The organism is Pilibacter termitis (genome assembly GCF_900167335.1).
In the GTDB taxonomy this organism is placed as follows: Bacteria; Bacillota; Bacilli; order Lactobacillales; family Streptococcaceae; genus Pilibacter; species Pilibacter termitis.
The window spans coordinates 13,971-36,502 of record NZ_FUXI01000018.1 but is presented as its reverse complement, the minus strand read 5'-3'; the positions used below and the strand labels follow the sequence as shown (position 1 = coordinate 36,502).

Below are 22,532 nucleotides of genomic sequence, written 5' to 3'. Positions count from 1 at the left end.
CAATATATGAAAAAAAAGCATATATTAGTCATAAGCCAGCATTATTATCCAGAGCAATTTCGTATCAATGACCTTACAGAGAGTCTAGTTAAGCGAGGGCATGAGGTAACTGTTGTTACAGGGATTCCAAATTTCCCAGAGGGAAATTTCTTTAAAGGATATGGTTGGTTTTCCAAAAGAGAAGAAATGATTCATGGTGTAAGGGTTATTCGTCTACCGATTACACCTCGGAAAAATAATTTTTTGACATTAGGTTTAAACTACCTTTCTTATGTCAATACAGGATTTTTATGGAATTTGTTTACAAAGGTAAAAGCAGACATTGTTTTTACATACGCACAATCGCCGATTACGCAAGCAATTCCAGCAGTGCAATATGCTAAAAAACATAAGGTCCCTCACTTGCTGTACGTATTAGATTTATGGCCTGAGAGTGTTGAGGCGGTAACAGGGGTGAAAAGTCTATTTGTTTTGAAACAAATTGGCAAATTGGTTGACTATGTTTATAAGCACTCAGATAAAATTTTATCATCTTCAAAGAGTAACATAGATGCAATCAAAGAACGCAATGTTTCAGATGAAAAATTACAATTTTGGCCACAATATGCAGAAGATTTTTATGCACCAAAGGAGAGTTCACCAGAAACAGAAATTATCCAAGATGGACGCTTGAATATCACATTTGCAGGAAATCTTGGACCGGGATTAGGACTTGAGTTGTTACCAAAGATTGTTAAAAGGTTACTCGAAGAAAGCATCTACAATTTTCGATTTGTAATGATTGGCGATGGACTTTCAAAAGAAAAGCTGGAAAAAATGGTTGAGAAAGAACATCTTCAAGAACACTTTCAATTTCTTGGCAGAAAGCCTGCAATGAGTATTCCGCAATATCTAGCCAATAGTGATGTTGCCTATATTTCGCTAGCGCCCAACCCATTATTTGACAAGGCGATTCCAGCAAAAGTACAATCTACTCTAGCATGTGCAAAACCTATACTTGCCTCAGCCAATGGCGAAGTGCAACAAATTGTCAAGGAGGCAAATTGTGGTTTTGTGTGTGATGCTGGTAATGAAGAACAGTTAGTTGAAAAAATAAAAGAGATTTTAAAGTTATCAAAAGAAGAAATTCAAGAACTAGGAAAAAATTCATTACAATATAGTCAAGAACATTTTTCAAAAGAAAAGCTAATAGATGAATTAGAAGAAATGATGGAGGAATTTTAGATGTTTAAAGATAAGACATTATTAATTACAGGTGGAACAGGTTCATTTGGGAATGCTGTATTGCGTAATTTTTTAACAAGTGATTTAAAAGAAATTCGTATTTTTTCTCGTGATGAGAAAAAACAAGATGATATGCGTCATGAATTTCAAGCAACTCACCCTGAAGAATCCAAAAAAATTAAGTTTTATATTGGAGATGTTCGTGATAGTCGTTCTATTCAAAAAGCAATGCAAGGAGTGGATTTTGTTTTTCACGCTGCTGCATTGAAACAAGTTCCATCATGTGAATTTTTTCCAATCGAAGCGGTCAAAACAAATGTTTTAGGCACAGAAAATGTCTTAGAATGTGCAATCGAAAACAAAGTAGAAAGAGTAATTGTTCTCTCCACAGACAAAGCAGCTTATCCAATTAATGCAATGGGTATGAGTAAAGCAATGAGTGAAAAAGTTGCAATTGCAGCAGGTAGAAACTTAAATGACGGGCAAACAATTATTTGCTGTACACGTTATGGAAATGTAATGGGAAGTCGTGGTTCTGTTATTCCATTATTCGTAGACCAAATTGCAAACAATGAGCCACTTACTATTACCAATCCAGATATGACACGTTTTATGATGACACTAGATGATGCAGTAGATTTGGTAATTTATGCATTTAAGCATGGAAAACAAGGTGATTTATTCGTCCAAAAAGCACCAGCTGCAACGATTGATGTATTGGCTCAAGCCGTAAAAGAACTTTCTAATTCTGAGCAAGAAATCAGAAATATCGGTACTCGTCATGGAGAAAAATTGTATGAAGTACTTGTCACGAAAGAAGAAATGATTCGTGCAGAAGATTTTGGAGAATATTTCCGAATTTCAGCAGATGACCGTGACTTGAATTATGATAAATACTTTGCAGAGGGTAAAGTAGATTTTGAAAAGGTTGATGAGTACCATTCTCACAACACAGAGCGTTTAGATGTTGAAGGAATGAAAAAATTATTGCTGAAACTTAAATTATTTGGTGGGGTAGCATGATGAAAATATTGATCACAGGTGCCAAAGGGTTTATTGGAAAAAATCTAACCGCAGAATTGAGAAACCAAGGATATACAGATTTATTTTTGTTTGATCAAGATACACCAAAGGAACGATTAGAAGATTTTGCGAAACAAGCAGAATTTGTCTATCATTTGGCAGGGGTCAATCGTCCAGAAACAGAAAGTGAGTTTATGGAGGGAAACTTTGGTTTTACAAGTGAACTCTTAGAAATGTTGAAAAAAGTAGGGAATAAAGCACCTATTATGATTTCATCATCTTCTCAAGCTGCTCTTGACAATTCTTATGGAAAAAGTAAAGCAGCAGGAGAAAAGTTAATTTTTGAATATGGAATCTCAGAAGATGTTCCAGTTTATGTTTATAGATTTAAAAATTTATATGGTAAATGGTCACGTCCTAATTACAATACAGTAGTGGCAACGTTCTGTTATAAAATTTCACGTGGGGAAGAAGTGACTATTAACGACTTTAGTGCAAAGATTGAGTTATGCTATATTGATGATGTAGTGCGTGAATTGTTGTCTCTTTTAAAAGGAAAAGGTCATAAAAATGGTCTTTACTATGAAGTGCCAGAATATGATACTGTGACAGTTGGGGAACTAAAGGAATTAATTGAAGACTTTAAGGAAATGAAACTGAATCTTCAGGTGCCAAAATTGGATAATCGTTTTGAGAAGAACTTGTATAGCACCTACTTAAGTTTTTTACCAACAGAGGATTTCTCTTATCCACTGAAAATGAATGTAGACGACCGTGGCTCATTTACAGAAATCATTCGTACAAAAGATAGAGGACAGGTTTCAGTGAATATTATCAAGCCAAATATTGTCAAAGGAAATCACTGGCATCATACGAAAAATGAAAAATTTGCCGTTGTGTCCGGAGTTGGAGTGATTCGCTTTAGAAGTATGGAGCAACCAGATAGTGAAGTGATTGAATACATGGTAAGTGGTGATAAAATCGAAGTAGTCGATATTCCAGTGGGGTATACGCACAATATTGAGAATTTAGGGAATGAAGATATGGTAGTAGTTATGTGGGTAAATGAACCTTTTGACCCTGAAAGACCTGATACTTATTTTGAAGTAGTTTAATTTGAGAACGAGGAGAAACCAAATATGAAACGTCTAAAAGTGATGACAGTCGTCGGAACAAGACCAGAGATTATTCGTCTGTCTGCTGTAATGCAAAAGCTAGAAGAAAGCGAAGCAGTTGAACATATTATTGTGCATACAGGACAAAACTATGATTATGAATTGAATGAAGTCTTTTTCGAAGATTTTAAATTGAGAAGACCAGATTATTTCTTAAACGCAGCTGTTGGGGGTGCAATGGAAACGGTTGGAAATATTCTTATCAAAATTGATGAGGTGTTAGAAATAGTTGCACCCGATGCTTTCTTAGTATTAGGAGATACCAATAGTTGTCTGTGTGCAATTGCTGCAAAACGTCGCCATATTCCTATTTTCCATATGGAGGCAGGAAATCGTTGCTTTGATTTACGTGTACCAGAGGAAACCAATCGCAGAATTGTGGACCATACAGCAGATATTAATTTGACTTATTCCGATATTGCACGAGAATATCTATTAAAAGAGGGGTTGCCAGCAGAACAAGTAATTAAAACAGGCTCCCCAATGTTTGAGGTGTTGAATTCAAGAAAAGAGGACATTGAGGCATCAACAATTTTAGAGGAGTTGAATCTTCAAAAAGATCAATTTTTCCTATTCTCAGCACACAGGGAAGAAAATATTCAATCAGAGAAAAATTTCTTTGATCTTGTGGAAACAATCAATACGATTGCTGAACAATACCAATTGCCCGTAATTATTTCTACACATCCACGTACACGCAAGATGATTGAAGAAACGGGAACAACGTTCCACAAGCTAGTTCAAACATTAAAACCAATGGGATTCAATGATTACAATAAATTGCAAATGAATGCCAAAGCAGTATTGAGTGATAGTGGTACGATTAGTGAAGAATCATCTATTTTGCAATTTCGTGCATTAAATATTCGTCAAGCACATGAACGCCCCGAGGCAATGGAAGAGGCAAGTGTGATGATGACTGGTTTAGTAGTAGAGCGTGTCATGCAAGGGTTGAAAATACTTGAAACACAAGAGAAAAATACGTTGCGTCAAGTGGCTGATTATAGTATGCCAAATGTATCAGAGAAAGTATTGCGTATTATTTTAAGTTATACAGATTATGTAAATCGTGTGGTATGGAAACAATATTAAAGAAATATAAATAGTAGAGGAATAGAAATGAAAATTGTGCTTGTAAATGTATTAGGAGATACTAAGTCAACTGGTAGGATTGTCAAGGATTTGTATTTTGGCTATGTAAAAGCAGGACATGATTGTACAGTATGTTATGGTCGACTCGGTATTTCACCAGAGATACAATCGTATAAAATTGGCAATAAATTTGATATGTACGAGCATGCAATGGAAACATTTTTGTTTGATAATCATGGGCTTTCTTCTCGAGGAGTGACGAAAAGATTTGTCTCTTTCTTGAGAAAATACAATCCAGATGTCATTCATCTACACAATATTCATGGTTATTACTTGAATTTTCCTATTCTATTTGATTACTTAAACAAAGAATTTAAAGGAAAAGTGATTTGGACACTGCACGATATGTGGACAATAACAGGTCACTCAGCTTATTTGCCAGAAGAAGAAGTATACCTAGAGAGTAATCCTAATGCCAAAAAAAGGTTAAAGGAGTATCCAGTTACATTTATTGATAAGTATCAACGCAATTTACAGTTAAAAAAACGATATTTTTCAAAGCGTGAAATTCTTTTTGTGACACCATCAAATTGGTTGACAACGATTATAAAGAAGTCATTTCTTGGGAAAAATGAGGTCAAGACGATTTATAACGGTATTGATTTAGCAGATTTTTATCCACGAGAACAAGAAAAACAAAGGAAAAAAATTGTTTTAGCAGTTGCAAGTATATGGGAGGAGAGAAAAGGTCTTTCTGATATTAATATACTTGCTGAAAAACTGTCTGATGAATTTCAAGTTATTGTGGTAGGAAGTGTACCAAAAGGTGTGTCGCTCTCGCCGAGATTGGTGCATATTGAAAGTACAAATGATACAAACGAACTGGCACAGCTGTATTCTAAGGCATACGTATTCATTAATCCCACCTATGATGACAATTTTCCAACGGTCAATATTGAATCTCTTGCTTGCGGTACTCCTGTGATTACTTACAACACAGGTGGAAGTCCAGAGGCAATCAATAGAAAAACAGGTCTTGTCGTTGAACAAGGAAATGTAATAGGTTTACTTGAGGCTGTTCAAACGATACAGACAACGGAAGAAGTGAGAAAAGCGTGTTGCAAAAGAGGAAAAGAATTTTCAGCAGACGGTATGGTTGAAAAATATAGCGAAATTCTTTGATAAAAAAGCATAAAAATACAGATGAAAGATAAGTGGAGTACTCGCTTATCAAACATAAGGAGAACGATATGAGGCAACTAACTGCGGAAGAATTAAAAAATTGTCAATTAGAACTATTGTTACACGTTGATAAAATTTGTCGAAACGAGGGAATTGCATATTCTCTTTGCGCTGGTTCGCTTATTGGAACAATTCGTCATAGAGGCTATATTCCTTGGGATGATGATATTGACATTATGCTAGAACGCACAGAATATGAAAAATTATTGACTGTGTTGCGTGCAAATGAAGATGAGTATAAATTGCTACATTATACAACGCAAAAATCTCTTTTTCCATTTGCAAAATTGTACAATCCCAAAACGGTTTTAAAAAGTTTGACAGGAAATAATCAACCTGGAATTGGTGTTGGATTAGATATTTTCCCTATGGATGTTTTGCCAAGCAAGCAAGAAGAACGCGAAGCGTTTCAAAAGGAGGCACGTAAAAAAGCCATTTTACTTGAAAGTGATGGTTTTCCCGCATACGCAGCAGCACCTAATTTGTTGATATTTTTTGCTAAGATAATTGTAAGATTTCCGCAGTTTGTAAAAGCGCATGGAAAATGGAAAGAAATTGCAAGCGATTTGGATACTTTTGTACAAAAATACGCTACTTTGGAAGAGAAAAAAATGGGATTTGTGGCATCATATTATGGCACAAGAGAAGTATTCCCAAGAGAAATTTTCCAGGAATATGAAGACTGTCCATTTGAACATCTGACAGCTCGAAAAATTAAAAATCATGATGCTTATCTTTCAGCGTTATATGGAGATTATATGCAACTTCCTCCAAAGGATAAACAAGTAAATCATGGCTATTATAAATGGTATTGGAAAGAAAAGTGAAAAGAGCCATTCTCGGGAGTTTGTAACAGCGAATCACGTTGTTTATTTACTTGAAATTAAAGTTTCAAGCGATACAGTGAGTAGTTGCTCAACTCCCGCCCTTTAAAGTCAGACAAAGGAGATAAAAGATGAAAGACGAAATAAAAAATAAAACGGTTGTCATGATGGCAACGTACAACGGTTCAAAAGGAATTATTGCTCAGCTAGAGAGTATTCGCAATCAAGAAGTGACGCCAAACTATGTGGTGATGCGTGATGACGGTTCAACAGATGGAACTGTTGAAATGGTGGAGGAATATATCCAAACACACCAGTTATCTGGTTGGACAATCAGAAGAAATGAAAAAAATCTTGGTTGGCGTTTCAATTTCCGCCAGCTCTTAATGGATGGCTTAGCAACAGATGCTAATTATTTCTTCTTTTCAGATCAAGATGATGAATGGTATGCCTTTAAAATGAACCGTCAGTTGGAAGTTATGGCATCAAATGAGAGTATGCAAGTACTGAGTGGTGATTATGACGTTAACGTGGAAAATTACAAATATCCAAGAGAGCTTGACCGTTCGGAGAGGATTTCCAAATACCCTAGAGAATACAACTATGTTAATCATCGCCATGGATGGACGTTTTGTATGAGAAGAAGTTTAGTAGCGTTAGTTTCAAAACATTGGAAAGAAAATTATTTTCTCTCTCATGACAATCTTTTTACGAGTATAAGTGGTATATTGGAAACGGGATACAACTTAAATGAGTCAGTGGGCAAACATATCCGCCATGAAAATAATGCAAGTGGGCATGATTATTTCTCAATGAGATCATCAAATGAAAGGAATTTGCAAGAATTACGTATGTATATAGACTTTTTTGATGTTGTAGAAAATGTCTTAAGTGATTTAAATCGTAATGATGTGACAAAAGTACAAGATATAAAATCGTTTTATCAAAGAAGGTACAAAAATGCAAAAGAGAAGAAACTATTGCCAATTTTAAAACAGCTAGTAGTGGATAGACGATATTATTTTGGTTTTACAGGCATGATGAGAGACATTGTTTTTGCGTTCAAAAAGTAGTTAAAGATACTTTACGTAGTTGGAGGAGTGAAGATGTCGCAGGGGAAAAAGACGATTTACATTTTTACAGAGGCAAGTGACCAAATAGGCTATGGACATTTGACAAGATGTTTTGCACTTTATGATGCGGCAAAATTCCTAGGAGCCAATTGTAAAATTATGCTTGAAGGGCATGTGCATAACGAGATGTTTTTTGAAAATCGAGAAATTGAATATTGTCATTGGCAAGAAGAAACTTGTCTTTCAGAGATTTACTTAAAAAATTGCTATTGTATCATTGACTCTTACCTGGCGGACAAGGAGATTTATGACTTTGTTTCACAGAATGCTAAGCGTTGTGTATTTATAGATGATTTCAAGCGCTTGAATTATCCTAATGGGATTCTTTTGAATCCTCTTCTGTTAGGAGAAACAGGCTATCAACTATCAGGTGACGACTCTATTGTCCTAAAAGGAGAACAATATGTCATCACAAGAGCAGAGTTCCGTTCGGAAGAAAGAAATCGTTTTTTAACAACAATTCAAAGGGTTCTCATTTTGTTTGGTGGAACAGATGCGTTGGGGGTAAGAGAAAGCGTTGTTCAACACTTGTCGACCAAATATCCAGAAATTATATTTCATGTGGTAATTGGGAATCAACAATCTATCCAAGAGATTGAAAAAGAAAATATTCGATATTATTATGAACTACAAGCAAGAGAATTGTCAACACTCATGGATTCTGTTGATTTTGCAATTACTGCAATGGGACAGACTATTTTTGAATTATTGTCTCTAGGTGTTCCCTTTTTACCCATTCAAGTAGCAGACAATCAAGAAAATAATAAACTCAGTTTAAAACAATATTTTCCTGAACTTTTGGTTTATGATGCTAGAAATAAACTGGACCTTGAAAGGATAGCACAGTTGTTTGGTTTAGTTAGAGAAGAAGGATATAGAAAAAAATTTACAAAACAACTCTTAAATTTAATTGACGGTTGTGGAGCAAATCGAGTGATTTCTATCTTGTTAGATGAAAAAAATAGGAGGGAATATGAGTAAACTGGCGAAAGAAAAAGTAGCAATTATCGTGCAAACAGCAGCACCGTACAGAGATAATACAATAAAAAAATTTATAGAAGAAAATCCACAAGTTCAAGTAGATTGTTTTTTAATTAATACACAGGCAAAAAGTATGCACCCAGAATGGAATTATACAACGCCACTTAAATTTAAAAATAAAAGAGAAAAAGAACCACTTAATACACCGTTTGGTACATTGGATTTTGAGATATTAAAATATGTGTTAAGAGGAAAATACAGTTCTATTTTAATTAGTGGTTGGTTTCCAGCAACAAGTTTGCTAATTGCTTTCTTTTGTATTTTGTTTAGAAAAAGGTTTTCTGTTATGCTTGACTCAGTAGAAATTAATGGGAAATCAAAACGACTTGCGTTATTCATTTTAAAATATGCGACAACGGTTTTTGTTCCAGGTAATATGAGTAAAAATTTCTTAATTCGTGAAGGAATTGTAAAGTCTAAAATTTTCAAAGGTGTATATACAAATGATACAGAAGAGATGTATCAAATTATCAAATCTGAAAAAGAAAAAGAGCAAGAGTTGAGAGAAAAATACAATATTCCTCAAGAAGATTATTTGTTTTTATTTGTAGGAAAATTAATTCCATCTCGCAAGATTCGTAATTTGCTTAATGCAATAGCTAAACAAGAAAAACATTCTTCCTTTCTAATTGTAGGAGATGGACCGGATAGACATTTTGTAACGGAGGCAAAAGAAGAAAATTCAAATATTGTATATTTGCCAAGTGTACCATTAAAAGATCTTCATTCACTTTATGCGATTGCTAATGCCTACATTCATCCGGGGAAAGAGCCGTTCTCACTAGCATTAGTAGAAGCTGCAGTTGCAGGGATTCCAATTGTAACGACGGATGAAGTGGGAGCAGCTTTTGATGTAGTAAGACAAAACGAAAATGGGCTTATTGTCCAGTTTGATGACGTGGAAGAATTGACTTCAGCCATTTGTCAAGTGCGAAATGGAGAAATTGCGAGAGAAAAAGTTTCAGCAATGTCGCACTATCTTGTGACAGAAAGAAATATTTTGTGGTCTGCAAGTCAACTAGCAAAGGTATTGGGGATTAAATAAGACTTGTAGGAATAGGAGAAAAAAGTTGAAAAAAATTTCAGTTGTAATGGCAACATATAATGGAGAGAAGTATATTTTAGAACAGCTTACTTCTATATATCAGCAAACACTTCAACCAGATGAAGTCATTATTCAAGATGACGGTTCAACAGACAATACAGAAAATATTGTGCAAAACTTTATCAAAGAACACAAACTAGAACACTGGAAATATTTGAAGAATAAAAAGAATTTGGGGTGGCGTAAAAACTTCATTCATCTAATGGAGAAAGCTACTGGAGAGATTGTTTTCTTATCTGATCAAGACGATATTTGGTATGAAAAAAAAATAGAGAAGATGGCAAGAGTTTTTGAAGAAAACAATGAAGTTTTGGTGCTTTCGCATGATTACGAAGAATTTTTTGAAGAGGGTGGGACGCCTGAACCAAGTCGGATTCATCATTTGGTAGACAAAGGAAATGTAAAATTTGCTCTTTGTTGCGAAAAAAACTTCATCAAAGTGCGTGTTGGTTGGACACTTGCGTTGAAGAGAACGTTCATTCCAACGATTGTTCGTACATGGGAAAATGATGAAACTATACCTCACGACCAAGTTGCATGGTTTGGAGCACTCCTGTTTGACGGAGCATTTATCTTACCAGAGAATTTAGGTGCTTGGAGAAAACATGGGGAGAGTACATTTAGAAAAGAAATAAAAGAAAGCCTAGTTCAAAGCAATGCAATGAAGCACAATAAAGTGAAAGTAATTGAACATTTTCAAACACGTGCTGATCTGATGAAATGCTTAGATAAAGTATTGAGACAAGAATTGGAAATTGCAAAACTTCAAGAAAAGAGAATACTGATAGCGAAATTAGAGAAGAAGGCTGAGAACAATCAGTCTCGACTAGAGAAGAAAAAGATTTTTTCGATTCTTTTTCATAAAAAAGATTATGAAAGAAATGTTTATTGGATACGTTCAATGGCGTTTTGTTTTGAATTTCCTTTGAAAATGTATTATAAAATAAGAGGTAAGAAAGTATAGAAGTAGCATAAATTCACTTCTATTTCTAAAGTAGAGAAAAAGGTGGGAAAAATATGTTCAGAATATTGTCGAATAGCATAGAAAAAAAGAAAAAAGAAGAAAAGTTAAAACATCAAAAAACATTCTATGAAAAAATTTTTTTATGGGTGGCGATGTTCTGTGCATTGATTCATGCTGTCTTTACCCCTGTTTTGAATGGACCAGATGATATGTATCACTTTGACAGCGAGGCATATATGGGGAATATTGTAGTTAACAGAGAATATTTATCTCAAGAGTTGTATGGTACCACAGATAGATTGAACTCAAGTAAGAGATTTTCATCTTTAAAAGAGAAAACCTATTTTTCTGATATGTTCTTGACCAAAGCGAAAAGAGTGGAAAAAGAATACGTAAAAGATGTGCGTATCAAAAAACAAGCACCTTTCCAAAAAATAGGGCATTTATTGCCGGCTATTGGCATGAGAATAGGTTATATGATTTATCCGTCTATTGGAGTTATGGTCGTAAGTGCCAAATTATTTACGGCATTTGTCATTTTACTCATTCTTTATTTTGTAATAAGGAAATTACAATATGGAAAAACAATTTTTATGTTTACCATTCTCTCTCCTGCAACAATGGGAAGTATTGTTTCTTTGAATTATGATGGGACAACTGTTCTTGTAGCAGCGATTTTTCTTGGGCAACTCATTAATTTAAGTGTTCAAAAAGAAAAAATAAGTTGGAATAAATTTTTATTATTGATAGTAAACGTACTTTTGGTATTTTTTGGTGCGAAAACCAATCTTTTATTATTACTAGCATTGATATTGTTTTTACCTCCGCTGATATTTGGAGAAAAAGTGGCGAAATTATGCGAGGATATTGGAGAGTTATTCCAGAAAAAAGCGTTCAAAAGAACGATGATTTTACTTTTTCCATTGGCAGTTATTGCAGTTATTTTCTTAATGCGTTCGACGATCTTTTATTTTGCTTGGCAAGTAGTCAAAACATTTTTAAGATCCAACTCACCAGGCTATATCGTGCAAGAAGTATTTGCAGGAACCGTTTTGCAACGTCCACCAACGGCAGTAGCCTATCTTTGGTTTGCGTTTTTTGTTTTCATTATATTTAATGGAGAATTTTCAGATAAAAAATCAAGTAAAGCATTTACATTTAGTTCATTGGCTTTGTATTTCGTTAATTTTTTAGGAATACTATGGATGTATAAGTATTACAATTCTTCTGTTGCACATAGGTCACTTTATATTTCTGGCGTGCAAGGAAGATACTTTATTCCTTTTCTATTGTCGTTTGCACCTTTTGGTGCGTTTATGAAGAAAGGAGATAATAAGATAAGTGAAAAGATGTTGTATAGTTTCTTATTTGTCTTTGCAATTATTTCAACTATTTGGGTAGTATTGGCAAATGTAGTGTATCCGTATCAATAAAGTAGAAGTTTAAATATGGAGATTTCTAAAAATAATGTGGGAAACGGAGTTTTCCCAGAAGCCATATAAAAGAAAGAGTGAAAAACTTGAAAATTATAGCGTTGTTAAAAAATTTTTCTTATACGATTGTTTCTAACTTAGTACAGTTAGTTATTTCTACCTTGCTTGTTATTATCATTCCGAAAGTGGTAGATACAAGAGAATATGGACTTTTTCAGATTTTTTTGCTCTACGTAGCATATGTTGGGATTGCTCATTTTGGCTGGCTAGATGGTATTTATTTGCGATATGGCGGGGCTGAGTATGAAAAATTAGATAAGAAAAAGTTCCATCAACAATTTATCCTGTTTTCATTGATGATGATATTCTTTGCAGTAGTGATGGTGCTAATTTCACTATTTCCTAGCTTTGAAAGTTCACGCTTTCTTCTTTGTTCGCTAGCAATTGCAGTGGTTATCCAAAATATGCAAACATTTTTCTGGTACATTTTACAAGCAACGAATCGAATTAAAGAATATGCGATTTCTAACTTTCTAAATCCATTTATCTATGCTTGTGGGGTACTTTTGTCTTTGGCATTAGGTTTCAGAAATTATGAATTTTTTGTTGGAAGTTATCTAATAGGAGTCGCAATTTCGACAGTCTATGCTATGCTACAATGTAAGGAAATCCTTTTTTTAAAACATTTTTCTCTTGACTTTTCTTTTGAAGAGGTAAAAGAGAATATTCAAGTTGGAATAAAACTAGTACTCTCGAATTTTTCAGGAATGCTTGTTCTTGGGATTATCCGTATGGGAATTGAGCGAGGGTGGAACGTTGAAACTTTTGGAAAAATTTCATTGACCTTAGGAATTTCTAATCTACTCATGATTTTTGTTGGAGCAATAGGTGTGGTACTTTTCCCGATGTTAAGAAGAATAGATGTAAAGAATATGACTACAATTTATTCAAGCATACGTCATATATTGATGATTACGCTACTTGTCGGAACATTAGTTTATTTTCCGATTGATTACATTATCCCTAAGTGGTTACCAAAATTTAAAGAGGCATTGGTTTATATGTCTGTGATGTTTCCAATGGTTATTTATCAAGGTAAATTTTCACTTTTATCAAATACATTTATGAAAACATTGAGAATGGAAAAACAACTACTTATTGTCAATATAGCAACATTGGTATGTAGTGTGTTCTTGACAATTGTTAGTGTCTCCGTGTTTCATAATTTAACTATGACAATTTTTTCAATTATCCTTGTATTTGCCTTTAGAAGTACGTTTTCAGAGATTTACATGAAACAAAAATTGGAAATCAATGTAGCAGGAGAGCTAATAATTGAAACCGTCATGGTAGCTGGCTTTATCGGAGTAACGTGGTTCTTTCCGCCGTATATTTCATTGCCAACATATATTGTAATGCTCATTGTCTATATTTTGGTAAAGAAAGATGAAATCAAAGAGTCTATTCAAGTTTTTAATAAGTAGAAAGAGGCTGGGACAAAATTCAAATTTTAGCCTAAATGTAAAAATAGAAAAATCGCAGGAAATCAGCATTTGAGAAAATGAAATTTTTGCGATTTTTCTATTTTTGCTAGTTTTGTCCCAGCCTCTTTAGGTGGTTATGTGTTTTTATTTTTTTACGAAGTCGATTCGAATCGACTCCAGGCATTTGGTTTTGCTTGTTGTACCACAACCCCTCACGTCTCTCCTTGTCCCACCTTGTTTGTCTACCTTGGTAGAAAGTATTTTTTCTGAAAAATTAACACATGGAGCATTGTTTTATTTGATGAACTATGAATTGTCTGACCTCTCTTTTTTAGTGACGTTCAATCAACTTCCAAAAAATTATCAAAGCGTATTTTCGCCGTTAATTGAGTGAGTTTTTCTTTGGTTAATGTTGGTGTAGCAAGGGGTGTAGGGTGGTTTGGGTGTTTCAAGTTTTAGCTATTAATCTAAAATCGGAGATTTTCAGCGGTTTCGAAATTTCTCGGGCTTTTTTCGTACAAAAAAATATTTTTGCGTATATTAAAACCAGAAGGAGGTAAAATAGACGGATTTTATTTTAGGTTACCTAAAAACAAATCCATAAAAGTTTTTTAGGCTACATGGAAAAAATGAAAGACAGCAGACGAGGAGGAATATTATGTTAAACAATGTATTTTTAGTAGGACGTTTAGTTAGAAATCCAGAGATTAGTGTGTTGACAAACGGAACGTCTATGAGTCGATTTACGCTTGCAGTGTCTAGAAAGTACAAGGATGATAAGGGGAATACACCGACAGACTTTATTAATTGCGTACTTTGGGGGAGGCGAGCGGAGAATTTTGTGCAATATATGTGCAAAGGTACACTTGTTGGCGTACTTGGGGAAATTCGGACAACGAAGTCTGTAAAAAATGGTGTTACACGATATTTTACAGATGTAAATTGCTCGGAATTTCAATTTATTGAGCCAAAAGATGTGGTGCAACGACGTATGGAAAAACAAGGAAATAGCCACGTTTCAGTGGTTAAAGATGCCAGTGTACCAATGGATGTGATAGAGGATGATTTACCATTTTAACAAAGCAGATGTAGAATCTGTTTACGATTTTTATTTTTGATCTATTTTGGCTAAACTTGCACGTTTTTTCATCAAAAATACTCGAGGTATAGTAGCACAATTAAGGTGCTAAAGCAACTTAATTGTGCTGTATGCGTGAGCGAAAGCGAGAACGTAAACAGGAATTAGAAGTTGTTATGTTAAGGGCACCTCTAAAAACTCGCACTTATCCTAAATTACTAGTTTTCCGATTTTCTTTGTCAATCTCCTCAACCTATGAACCACATAGCTTTCGTCGATTTCCTCGATAATCGAAAAACTAGCTAATTTAGTCTTAAGCGGAGTTTTTAGAGGTGCCCTTAAAAAGCTCATAAAAACTAGGAGGAAATTAGTTATGAAAAATTTGAAGAAAAAAATGATAGCTGGTATGATAGTAGTTGCTAATATGTGTGCACTAACGGTTCCAACTGCATTTTCCGTTGTTAACGCAAAAGAAATCGAAATAAGCTCAAAGCAATCGGTAGATAAGAAAATTGAGCAAGCACTTCAAACATTCGGTTTTCAAGAAGAAACCTCTCAATACTTAAAAAAAGAAGGAAGTTTTTCAGAGTATAAAGGGGTTAATCTAGAACAGACTAATTTTGATGAAAAGAAGATGAATGCGAAGGAAAAAAAGTTCTTTCATCAATTGGTTGTAGAAGAGGCGGAAAAAAGTTTAAAAAGGACAGGAAAACTCTTTGTTACTAAAAAGGAGTTACAAAATGAGGGTGACAATATAAAAAGATTATTGTTTACTATGGGGAGTGGGAAAAAATCACCTATACAAGCAAGATGGTTTCGCTTGATGTCGGTGAATACGCTTGCTGCGTGTATAAACATACTCATAGGAGGACTGGTCTTTATGTTTACTGGTGGAGCTGGGACATCAATTGTAACAGCAGTGAAAAAGAAAGGATTAAAAGTTGTTAGCAAGTGGATCAAAGATAATCTTCTTGGAAAAATAAAAAATAAGTTGCTCGCCTTAGGAATATCTGGGGGATTAATTACAGGAATTGCTAGATTGATTGATACTATTGCGAAAGCATTAAACCCAGGATTACTTATTGCACGTTGGATAGATTCTATAGATAGGAAACGAAATAATGGTTATATTGAGGTTGGATAATGAAGTTTGATAAACAAAAAAAATTAATGATTTACTATTTTGCGATACAATTGGTTGCGGCACTAGTAAGTTTCAAAAGTTTGGCAAAAGAAGATGTTATTGTTTTCTCGCTTATTGCTTTTTCGTCACTTGTGCCAGTGCTTTCTTCTTTATTGTATAAACCTCGAAAATATGCTCAATTAAAATACTTTTTTCTTCATTTTGTTATATTTTCAATTGAGGTATTAGTAGTTAATTGGAGTAGAATAGCAGAGAGGCAGATATTATTGTTTTATTTCATCTTGCTTATCATCCCTTCTCTTGTAGGGATGAAGATTTGTTTTTTCTTTAGGGAAAATCACAAAGCATAATTGCTGTAAGTGAAGCGACTTATTAAAAGTATTTTAACTTTTTTATAATGTTATGAAAGGCACCTGTAAAATTGGTATTCCAGTTTTTACAGGTGCCCATTCTTACTCATGATAAAGTAAATCTTCTTTTTTTAATTCAAGTAAAATTTTTGCAAGTGCTTCGTCTGTTTTGGCAAAAATGCGATGCGAGTGGATACCATCGGTTAATATCGAAAGAGATTTTGCTTGTTCACGTTCCATTGTATCGAAGAAATTTTGAATATCCTCATGATTTTTAATTTCAAGGTTGCCTGTAAGAGTTCCATAAAGCACATGTTCAACTGATACATCAAGAATTTCGCCACCATTGTTTACGATAATTTCTAACTCCTTGCGAGTTTCTTCAGGAGTGTGTGAGCTGACAATGGTTTCGATAATGCCAACTTTATGGCGATTTTTTTCGAGCAAATAGCCACGACTTGTCGAATAAATGTCCGTTCCGCTTGCTCGCAAAAGAGCAATATCACCTACGATAATTTGGCGTGAAACATTATAAGTTTCAGCTAATTTCGTTGCGTTAATTGGTCGCATAGAGCTTGTTAGTTCTGAGAGAATTTTTTTTCGTCTGTCCTCACCTGCTTGCATACTATCACCTTTCCTTTATTCGCTAAGTTTGCCTGCTTGATACTCCTTTGAATAGGTCAAAATGCTTTCAAATGTATGGAGAATGGTTTCTTCATACTCTTTGTTTTTGATTAACGATTTAAGTCTCTTTGTTTGTTCAGCCTCTCTCGTTTTATCAAGAATTGCTTTGCCTGTTGCTTGTTTAAATCTCACCACTTCACCGACAAGATTCATTCTCATCTCGAGTAAGGCAATCAGCTCGGCATCAATTTCGTCAATTTTTTTTCTCGTTTGTTGAAGTTCCATTTTATCCCCTCCATATTCTACCACATTTGAAATGTGAATTAATAATCGTAAACACCAATGATAATTGTACCAATAACCACTAGAATGACTGCGACATATGCTAAAGGTTTCAAGCGTTCCTTTAGGAAAATATGTCCTAAAACAACGGAAAACACGGCATAACTTGCGATAAGCGGGGCAGCCAGTACACTAGCACCTGTCATAGCAAACACATAAAATACTTGCCCAATCGTTTCCAAAATTGCAGCCGTTGCTCGACTTTTTTCGCCACCGAAACTCCATTTTTGCTTTTTGACAAAAGTTAGCCACAAGAAAACGAGGAGTCCCAAGAAGAAAAATGTCAACATATAACTCATCTGTGCTTGGTCCTCATCTAATGCCCAATGGATTGTGTTGCCAAAAATGGTTAACTCATGAGCATCAAGGACAATTCCGTCAAAAAATGTGCCGAGCGAGTCAAAAATCATATAGCCAATCGGAAACAAAATTGCAATTGCTCCAATGCGATAACGTTTTTCTTCCTCAACATTTTCTGCATTTTCCGCACGTTCTTTCATTTCGCTGTCTTCTCCTCGAGAAATAATCAAAATCCCAAGTGTGACAAGAATAATTGCCACCCATGCCAGCCAAGAAATCTTTTGCCCTGCAAATAAGACAAGAAATAGTGCAGAAACTGCACCGCTTGCGTTAGAAACGGGACCAACAATTGACACCTCTAAATAGCGAAGACCGATATACCCAAGCCACATAGAGATGATGTAAGCAGCTGAAACAGGCAAGTAAGTCAAAAAGCTCGACCAATCGTATGAAAAGTGTTGAATCATCACATAGTAGACAAGCACATATAAGCCAAAAAACAATCCGACCATTACAACCGTTCGGCTACTACTATAATCATCTTCATAGTCGTTTCCGACTTTGTAAAAAAATTCTCCTGCACCCCACGTGAAAATGGTCAAAATCGTGCAAATAAACCATAGGTTTTCTGTAATAAATTGAAAGATTCCGTTCATAAAATTCTCCTGTGTATTTTTATTTTCCTTATTAAAAATAGCATAAACGAAGGAATTTATCTATTATTTTCAAGGAAAATGTAGCGAGAAAAATTTTATCCAAATCACGAAAAAATTGCGTATATTAATAATAGAGAGTAACAGCAATCAAGTAGAAGTTAGGTAAGTCCTCGGCCTTGCAAGGAAAAGAGAAATAAAAAAGCGAGGTGCTAACTGCTAAGTATTGAGAGGTGGTGCTTGAGTGGAAACACTATTTGAAATCGTAAAATTTGTATTGGCTATTGAGTTAGTCAAGGCATTAACGATTTTTATTGTGGAAACAAAAAAGCCCCGTAAATAAGGGCTTATCCACTAATACTGTACCTAGCTAATCGAAAAACGATAGCCGTAAACGCTAAGGTGTTAGCAGCACCTGTTTACACTCTCTATTATACATATTTTTTCAAGAAATTCAATGGTGATTTGAGGGATTTAAAGAAATTCAAAGGAGAAGAAAATTCATTTTCTGACGTTTTCATGATAGAATAAAAGTAGCAATTTTGCTAATTAGAAAATGGAGGAATTTAAATGGTACCTTTTATTATTTATTGGTTTGCTGTATTGGTGGGATTTGCGTGGATTGTTTTTTCATTGGGTGCATTTTTGTATTATCTCGCAAAAAAAGAAAATGGAAATTTGTGGTTTTTTATTCCGCTAAATCTTGTCTGCTTGGCAATTTTGGCAATTATCGTTTTCCTTTACCGTGCAAATGAAGGGTTTGGTATTACGCAATATTCGAGCATTTACTTTAGTTTTCTTGCAGCCCTTCTTATCATAAGCGTTCTGGATTTGTTATTCGGAAAAACCAAACAATAAGACTTACTCGCTTTCTCAATTTTTTTGAGAGGCGAGTTTTTTTATAAATAAAAAAATGATAAATGACATTTTGTGTTAGGTAAAGTTGACAAATTACTTAATTTTTAAGAAAAGTGATAATTAATAACTTGAATGAAATGTTTGTTCTTATAGGCAATTACAACGGAAGAGTGCTTTTTTTGTCAAAATTTCGAGGAAATTGCCCTATTCAAAAAACAAAAAAATATTTTGATAAAACAATTATCGTGATATACTATACATAGAAACTGCTTAGGAGCAGAAAAAGAAGAAGTAGGGTGTTTTGTTTGTGTTAACGGGGGACACAAAGCAAACGCTCAAAGAATGTGGGGATTAGGGAAATGATTTTAGATGAATTATTGTTTATGTCGTCAGACCAAATCAAATTAGAGGTCTATCGCTCGCTTTCCATAAGAAAAAAGGGTGTTTATCGTTTGGATGAGCTAATGGAAAAGCATTTTTTGAATTATCATCAAATCACCAAAATATTGCAAGAAATTATGGAGGAAGTGAATGATGAGGGGGAAGTTGCCCTTTCTATTGGCAATGGAAAAATGACCATTCGTGAATGTTTGCCAAAAATAGACGAATATCGTTTGCTATTAAGCGAAAACTCCATTCCATTTCAATTTATTTATCATACGCTTTTAGGTGTGAATTGGACGATTGATGACTTTTGTGAGCATTATGGTTTTGCTAGAAGTACGGTTTCACGTAAGTTGACTCCGCTGATTCGTTTTTTGGATAAGTATCATTTGACCGTTCAATACCACCCGATTTCGATTTGTGGGAATGAGGTTAACATTCGTTTGTTTTACACATATGTCTTTTGGCTGGTCTATCGTGGCAATGAATGGCCGTTTGAAGAAGTAAAACAAGAGCGACTTTTAAGGCAACAGCAAGAGCTTTTCCATTTGTTTGATTTTCCAAACTCATATGTGCTGAACGAACGTTTATTGTACGCTCAAGCGGTTGCTTCTTATCGTTTGCAAAATCATCATGTGATTGCAAGCAATGAAATTTGGCGAGAATTTTTCGAGAAAAATGTCATGCACAAACTGAAAAAAGAACAATTCAATCAATTTTTAGCGACTCAGAATTTGCCAAGAGAGGAATTGGAATATTGGTTTTTCCGTGCGTTTTACATTGGCATAAGACGAAAAGAGTTCAATTTGCTTTCAAACAATGTCGAGAGAAGTTTTATGCTTCATGCAGGAGAAGTGGGGCTTGTTGAGTTGAGCAAAACGTTTTTGGAGACACTTGTGAGAGGTGGCTATCTCAAAAAAGTATCAGTTGATACACAGCAAGCGTTGTTTCTGCACATGAATGCGTTGTTTATGTGTTTCCAATTTTTCCAAGGAAACTACATTTTTCTTGAGGATTTGTCCGTTTCTTTAGATACGAAAAATTCCGCCTACAAAGCGATTGTCAAGTTAGTGGATGAATTTTATACAGAAAAAGTATCGGTGTCGAGAGTTTTTGCTCGTGAAGTCACAAGAGAAGTATTTGTCAATAGAATGTCGGCACTTTTGCACTGTTACCTTCTCCAAGAAATTGAGGCAAATCTAAAGATTACCGTTGCCGTTTGCGGTGAACTTGAACAGTTGAGTTTTCGTAGGCTCAACACATGGCTAAAGAATTTTGGGTGTCTTGAGGTAGTAGAATATTCTGCTGAAAAAATAACTGGCGTAGATTTTCTGATTTCAACAAGTTCTGCCGTTTTGAACAAACATCCAGAGATTGCAGGTTTTCAGTGGGAATTAGAATACGGCTTGAATGAATATTATCGCTTGTATGATTGTTTGTTTCATTTAGCTGAGAAAAAAGCGTTGGAAGAGGTTTTGTAGATTATAACTACATCTATCTAATTACTATTGTGTGTAATACTATTACGTGATATACTATTATGTGTAATAGCAAAAAAAGAAAGGTGGATGTTTATGTTTGTTGGCAGAATCGAAGATTTGAATTTTTTAAATAAGCAATATCATGCAAATAAATTCTCGTTTATTCCAATTTATGGCAGACGGCGTGTTGGCAAAACCACGCTCATTAAAGAATTTATCCAAGATAAAAAAGCAATTTATTATCAAGCATTAGAAGAACGAGAAGAACTAAATATTGAACGATTGTCCAATGCGGTGAGTTGTGTGCTTTATCCAGATTTGCCAAAATCCGCACAACTTTTTCGTAGCTATACTGATATATTCAATGCTATTTCCGAGTATGCTGAAAAAGAAAAAATCATTTTTATTATTGATGAGTTTCCATATTTGGCAAAAGCATCTAAAAGTATTCGTTCGCTGTTACAAAATCAAATTGATCATCATTGGAAAGACAAGGCGAATATTCAATTGATTTTGTGCGGTTCGTCCATGTCTTTTATGGAACGCCAAGTATTGGGGTACAAAAGTCCATTATACGGTAGAAAAACAGGGCAGATTAAATTGCGACCTTTTGATTTTTATCAAACCCAAGATTATTTTCCTACAATGGAAAAAGAAAAAGTAGCAGAAATCTATGGGATAACAGGAGGGATTCCTCAATACCTTGAACAAATCAATCCAGAGATTTCTACCATAAACAATATTAGAGAAACATTTTTGAAGAAAACGTCGCTTTTATTTGAAGAACCGCAAAATCTTTTAAAGCAAGAACTGGATGATCCGAGTAGTTACAATTCTATCTTGTCAGCTATCGCAGAAGGTCGCAGTCGGCTGAATGAGATTGCGACAAAAGTTAATATTCCAACAAGCAATCTCAGCCGTTATCTTGAAAACTTAATGGATTTGGATATTGTAGAAAAAAAATATCCTATCGGAGAAGAACGTAGTAAAAAAACAATTTATACAATAAAAGATTCTATGTTTCGATTTTGGTTTCGATTTATCGCACCGAATATTTCTCAGATTGAATTGGGGATTACGGATTTTGTTGCATCATCTATTGAAATGCAATTCCCGCATTTCATGGGGGCGGTTTTTGAAGAAATTTCCACACAGTATTTATGGAAAGAAATGCGACACAATAATTTACCAACGGTTTATCGCAATTTCGGCTCATGGTGGGGGAATAATCCTATCGAACGAAAGCAAGAAGAAATTGACATTGTAGGCATTGGATTTGAGGACGAAGAGATATTATTAGCTGAATGTAAATGGCGGAATGAATTTGTTTCTAAAAGTGTATTAGAAACATTAGTAAAACGCTCGAGTATATTTGCAGAAAAAACAAAAACTCTTTACGTCTTCTCAAAAACATCATTTACAAAAGAAGCAATTGATTATAGCAAAAAACAACAGCTCACATTGATAGAACTCCAAACGATGTAAAAAGAAAAGCTACGAGGGGCGTTCAGGAGTTGGTCGCAGTGAGCCATGCCATTTACTTGCCTGAAGCAGAGCTTCAGGTGGCATTGCGAACAG

Annotated in this window: 21 protein-coding genes; 18 read left to right on the top strand and 3 right to left on the bottom strand. The window is 34.6% G+C overall.

Annotated elements, in window-relative coordinates; genetic code table 11:
* Nucleotides 1-6: 6 nt before the first annotated feature.
* The 15 genes from B5D30_RS08165 (at nt 7) to B5D30_RS08090 (ending at nt 16,312) form a co-directional block, all read left to right on the top strand.
* Nucleotides 7-1,224, top strand: a complete 1,218-nt coding sequence (locus tag B5D30_RS08165) for a glycosyltransferase family 4 protein (protein WP_078807578.1) — start codon at nt 7-9, stop codon at nt 1,222-1,224.
* On the top strand, nt 1,225-2,247 hold the full coding sequence (locus tag B5D30_RS08160) for a polysaccharide biosynthesis protein (protein WP_078807577.1): 1,023 nt from the start codon (nt 1,225-1,227) through the stop codon (nt 2,245-2,247).
* A complete protein-coding gene (locus tag B5D30_RS08155) occupies nt 2,247-3,362 on the top strand; it encodes a polysaccharide biosynthesis C-terminal domain-containing protein (RefSeq protein ID WP_078807576.1) in 1,116 nt (371 codons plus the stop codon). Before B5D30_RS08160 ends, B5D30_RS08155 begins: the two co-directional genes overlap by 1 nt.
* Before the next feature lie 24 nt (nt 3,363-3,386).
* A complete protein-coding gene (gene wecB, locus B5D30_RS08150) occupies nt 3,387-4,514 on the top strand; it encodes a non-hydrolyzing UDP-N-acetylglucosamine 2-epimerase (protein ID WP_078807575.1) in 1,128 nt (375 codons plus the stop codon).
* A 27-nt stretch (nt 4,515-4,541) separates the two neighbouring features.
* The gene (locus B5D30_RS08145; RefSeq protein WP_078807574.1) at nt 4,542-5,696 is read left to right on the top strand and encodes a glycosyltransferase; all 1,155 of its coding nucleotides are present in this window, start codon (nt 4,542-4,544) and stop codon (nt 5,694-5,696) included.
* A gap of 68 nt (nt 5,697-5,764) precedes the next feature.
* Entirely contained in the window at nt 5,765-6,583 is an 819-nt protein-coding gene (locus tag B5D30_RS08140) for a LicD family protein (RefSeq protein WP_078807573.1), read from the top strand.
* Nucleotides 6,584-6,711: 128 nt separating this feature from the next.
* Nucleotides 6,712-7,653, top strand: a complete 942-nt coding sequence (locus tag B5D30_RS08135; protein WP_078807572.1) for a glycosyltransferase — start codon at nt 6,712-6,714, stop codon at nt 7,651-7,653.
* Between the two features lie 33 nt (nt 7,654-7,686).
* Nucleotides 7,687-8,694, top strand: coding sequence for a hypothetical protein (locus tag B5D30_RS08130; protein WP_078807571.1), 1,008 nt, complete (start codon nt 7,687-7,689; stop codon nt 8,692-8,694).
* Nucleotides 8,687-9,799, top strand: coding sequence for a glycosyltransferase (locus B5D30_RS08125; protein ID WP_159443268.1), 1,113 nt, complete (start codon nt 8,687-8,689; stop codon nt 9,797-9,799). The genes B5D30_RS08130 and B5D30_RS08125 overlap by 8 nt, the downstream gene beginning before the upstream one ends.
* Before the next feature lie 25 nt (nt 9,800-9,824).
* Complete coding sequence (locus tag B5D30_RS08120) at nt 9,825-10,823, top strand: glycosyltransferase (protein WP_078807569.1); 999 nt, start codon at nt 9,825-9,827, stop codon at nt 10,821-10,823.
* Nucleotides 10,824-10,876: 53 nt separating this feature from the next.
* Complete coding sequence (locus B5D30_RS08115) at nt 10,877-12,256, top strand: DUF2142 domain-containing protein (protein ID WP_078807568.1); 1,380 nt, start codon at nt 10,877-10,879, stop codon at nt 12,254-12,256.
* Between the two features lie 86 nt (nt 12,257-12,342).
* Entirely contained in the window at nt 12,343-13,740 is a 1,398-nt protein-coding gene (locus tag B5D30_RS08110; RefSeq protein ID WP_078807567.1) for an oligosaccharide flippase family protein, read from the top strand.
* A 658-nt stretch (nt 13,741-14,398) separates the two neighbouring features.
* Nucleotides 14,399-14,818: a single-stranded DNA-binding protein gene (gene ssb, locus B5D30_RS08100; protein WP_078807565.1), complete on the top strand. Its 420-nt coding sequence runs from the start codon at nt 14,399-14,401 to the stop codon at nt 14,816-14,818.
* Between the two features lie 373 nt (nt 14,819-15,191).
* The gene (locus B5D30_RS08095; protein ID WP_078807564.1) at nt 15,192-15,962 is read left to right on the top strand and encodes a hypothetical protein; all 771 of its coding nucleotides are present in this window, start codon (nt 15,192-15,194) and stop codon (nt 15,960-15,962) included.
* On the top strand, nt 15,962-16,312 hold the full coding sequence (locus tag B5D30_RS08090) for a hypothetical protein (protein WP_078807563.1): 351 nt from the start codon (nt 15,962-15,964) through the stop codon (nt 16,310-16,312). Before B5D30_RS08095 ends, B5D30_RS08090 begins: the two co-directional genes overlap by 1 nt.
* A gap of 102 nt (nt 16,313-16,414) precedes the next feature.
* Here B5D30_RS08090 and B5D30_RS08085 read toward each other — a convergent pair whose 3' ends face one another.
* The 3 genes from B5D30_RS08085 to B5D30_RS08075 are packed head-to-tail and all read right to left on the bottom strand — an operon-like array spanning nt 16,415 to nt 18,234.
* Entirely contained in the window at nt 16,415-16,936 is a 522-nt protein-coding gene (locus B5D30_RS08085) for a transcription repressor NadR (protein WP_078807562.1), read from the bottom strand.
* A 15-nt stretch (nt 16,937-16,951) separates the two neighbouring features.
* Nucleotides 16,952-17,221, bottom strand: coding sequence for a chorismate mutase (locus tag B5D30_RS08080; protein WP_078807561.1), 270 nt, complete (start codon nt 17,219-17,221; stop codon nt 16,952-16,954).
* A 38-nt stretch (nt 17,222-17,259) separates the two neighbouring features.
* Nucleotides 17,260-18,234 (bottom strand): EamA family transporter, encoded by a 975-nt coding sequence (locus B5D30_RS08075; protein ID WP_078807560.1) that lies wholly within the window; start codon nt 18,232-18,234, stop codon nt 17,260-17,262.
* Between the two features lie 567 nt (nt 18,235-18,801).
* On the opposite strand from B5D30_RS08075, the gene B5D30_RS08070 reads away from it, so the two are divergent.
* From B5D30_RS08070 to B5D30_RS08060, 3 genes are all read left to right on the top strand, one after another.
* Nucleotides 18,802-19,089, top strand: a complete 288-nt coding sequence (locus B5D30_RS08070) for a hypothetical protein (protein WP_078807559.1) — start codon at nt 18,802-18,804, stop codon at nt 19,087-19,089.
* Between the two features lie 359 nt (nt 19,090-19,448).
* Nucleotides 19,449-20,954, top strand: a complete 1,506-nt coding sequence (locus B5D30_RS08065) for a helix-turn-helix domain-containing protein (protein WP_078807558.1) — start codon at nt 19,449-19,451, stop codon at nt 20,952-20,954.
* Between the two features lie 93 nt (nt 20,955-21,047).
* The gene (locus B5D30_RS08060) at nt 21,048-22,439 is read left to right on the top strand and encodes an AAA family ATPase (RefSeq protein ID WP_078807557.1); all 1,392 of its coding nucleotides are present in this window, start codon (nt 21,048-21,050) and stop codon (nt 22,437-22,439) included.
* Nucleotides 22,440-22,532 lie beyond the last annotated feature (93 nt).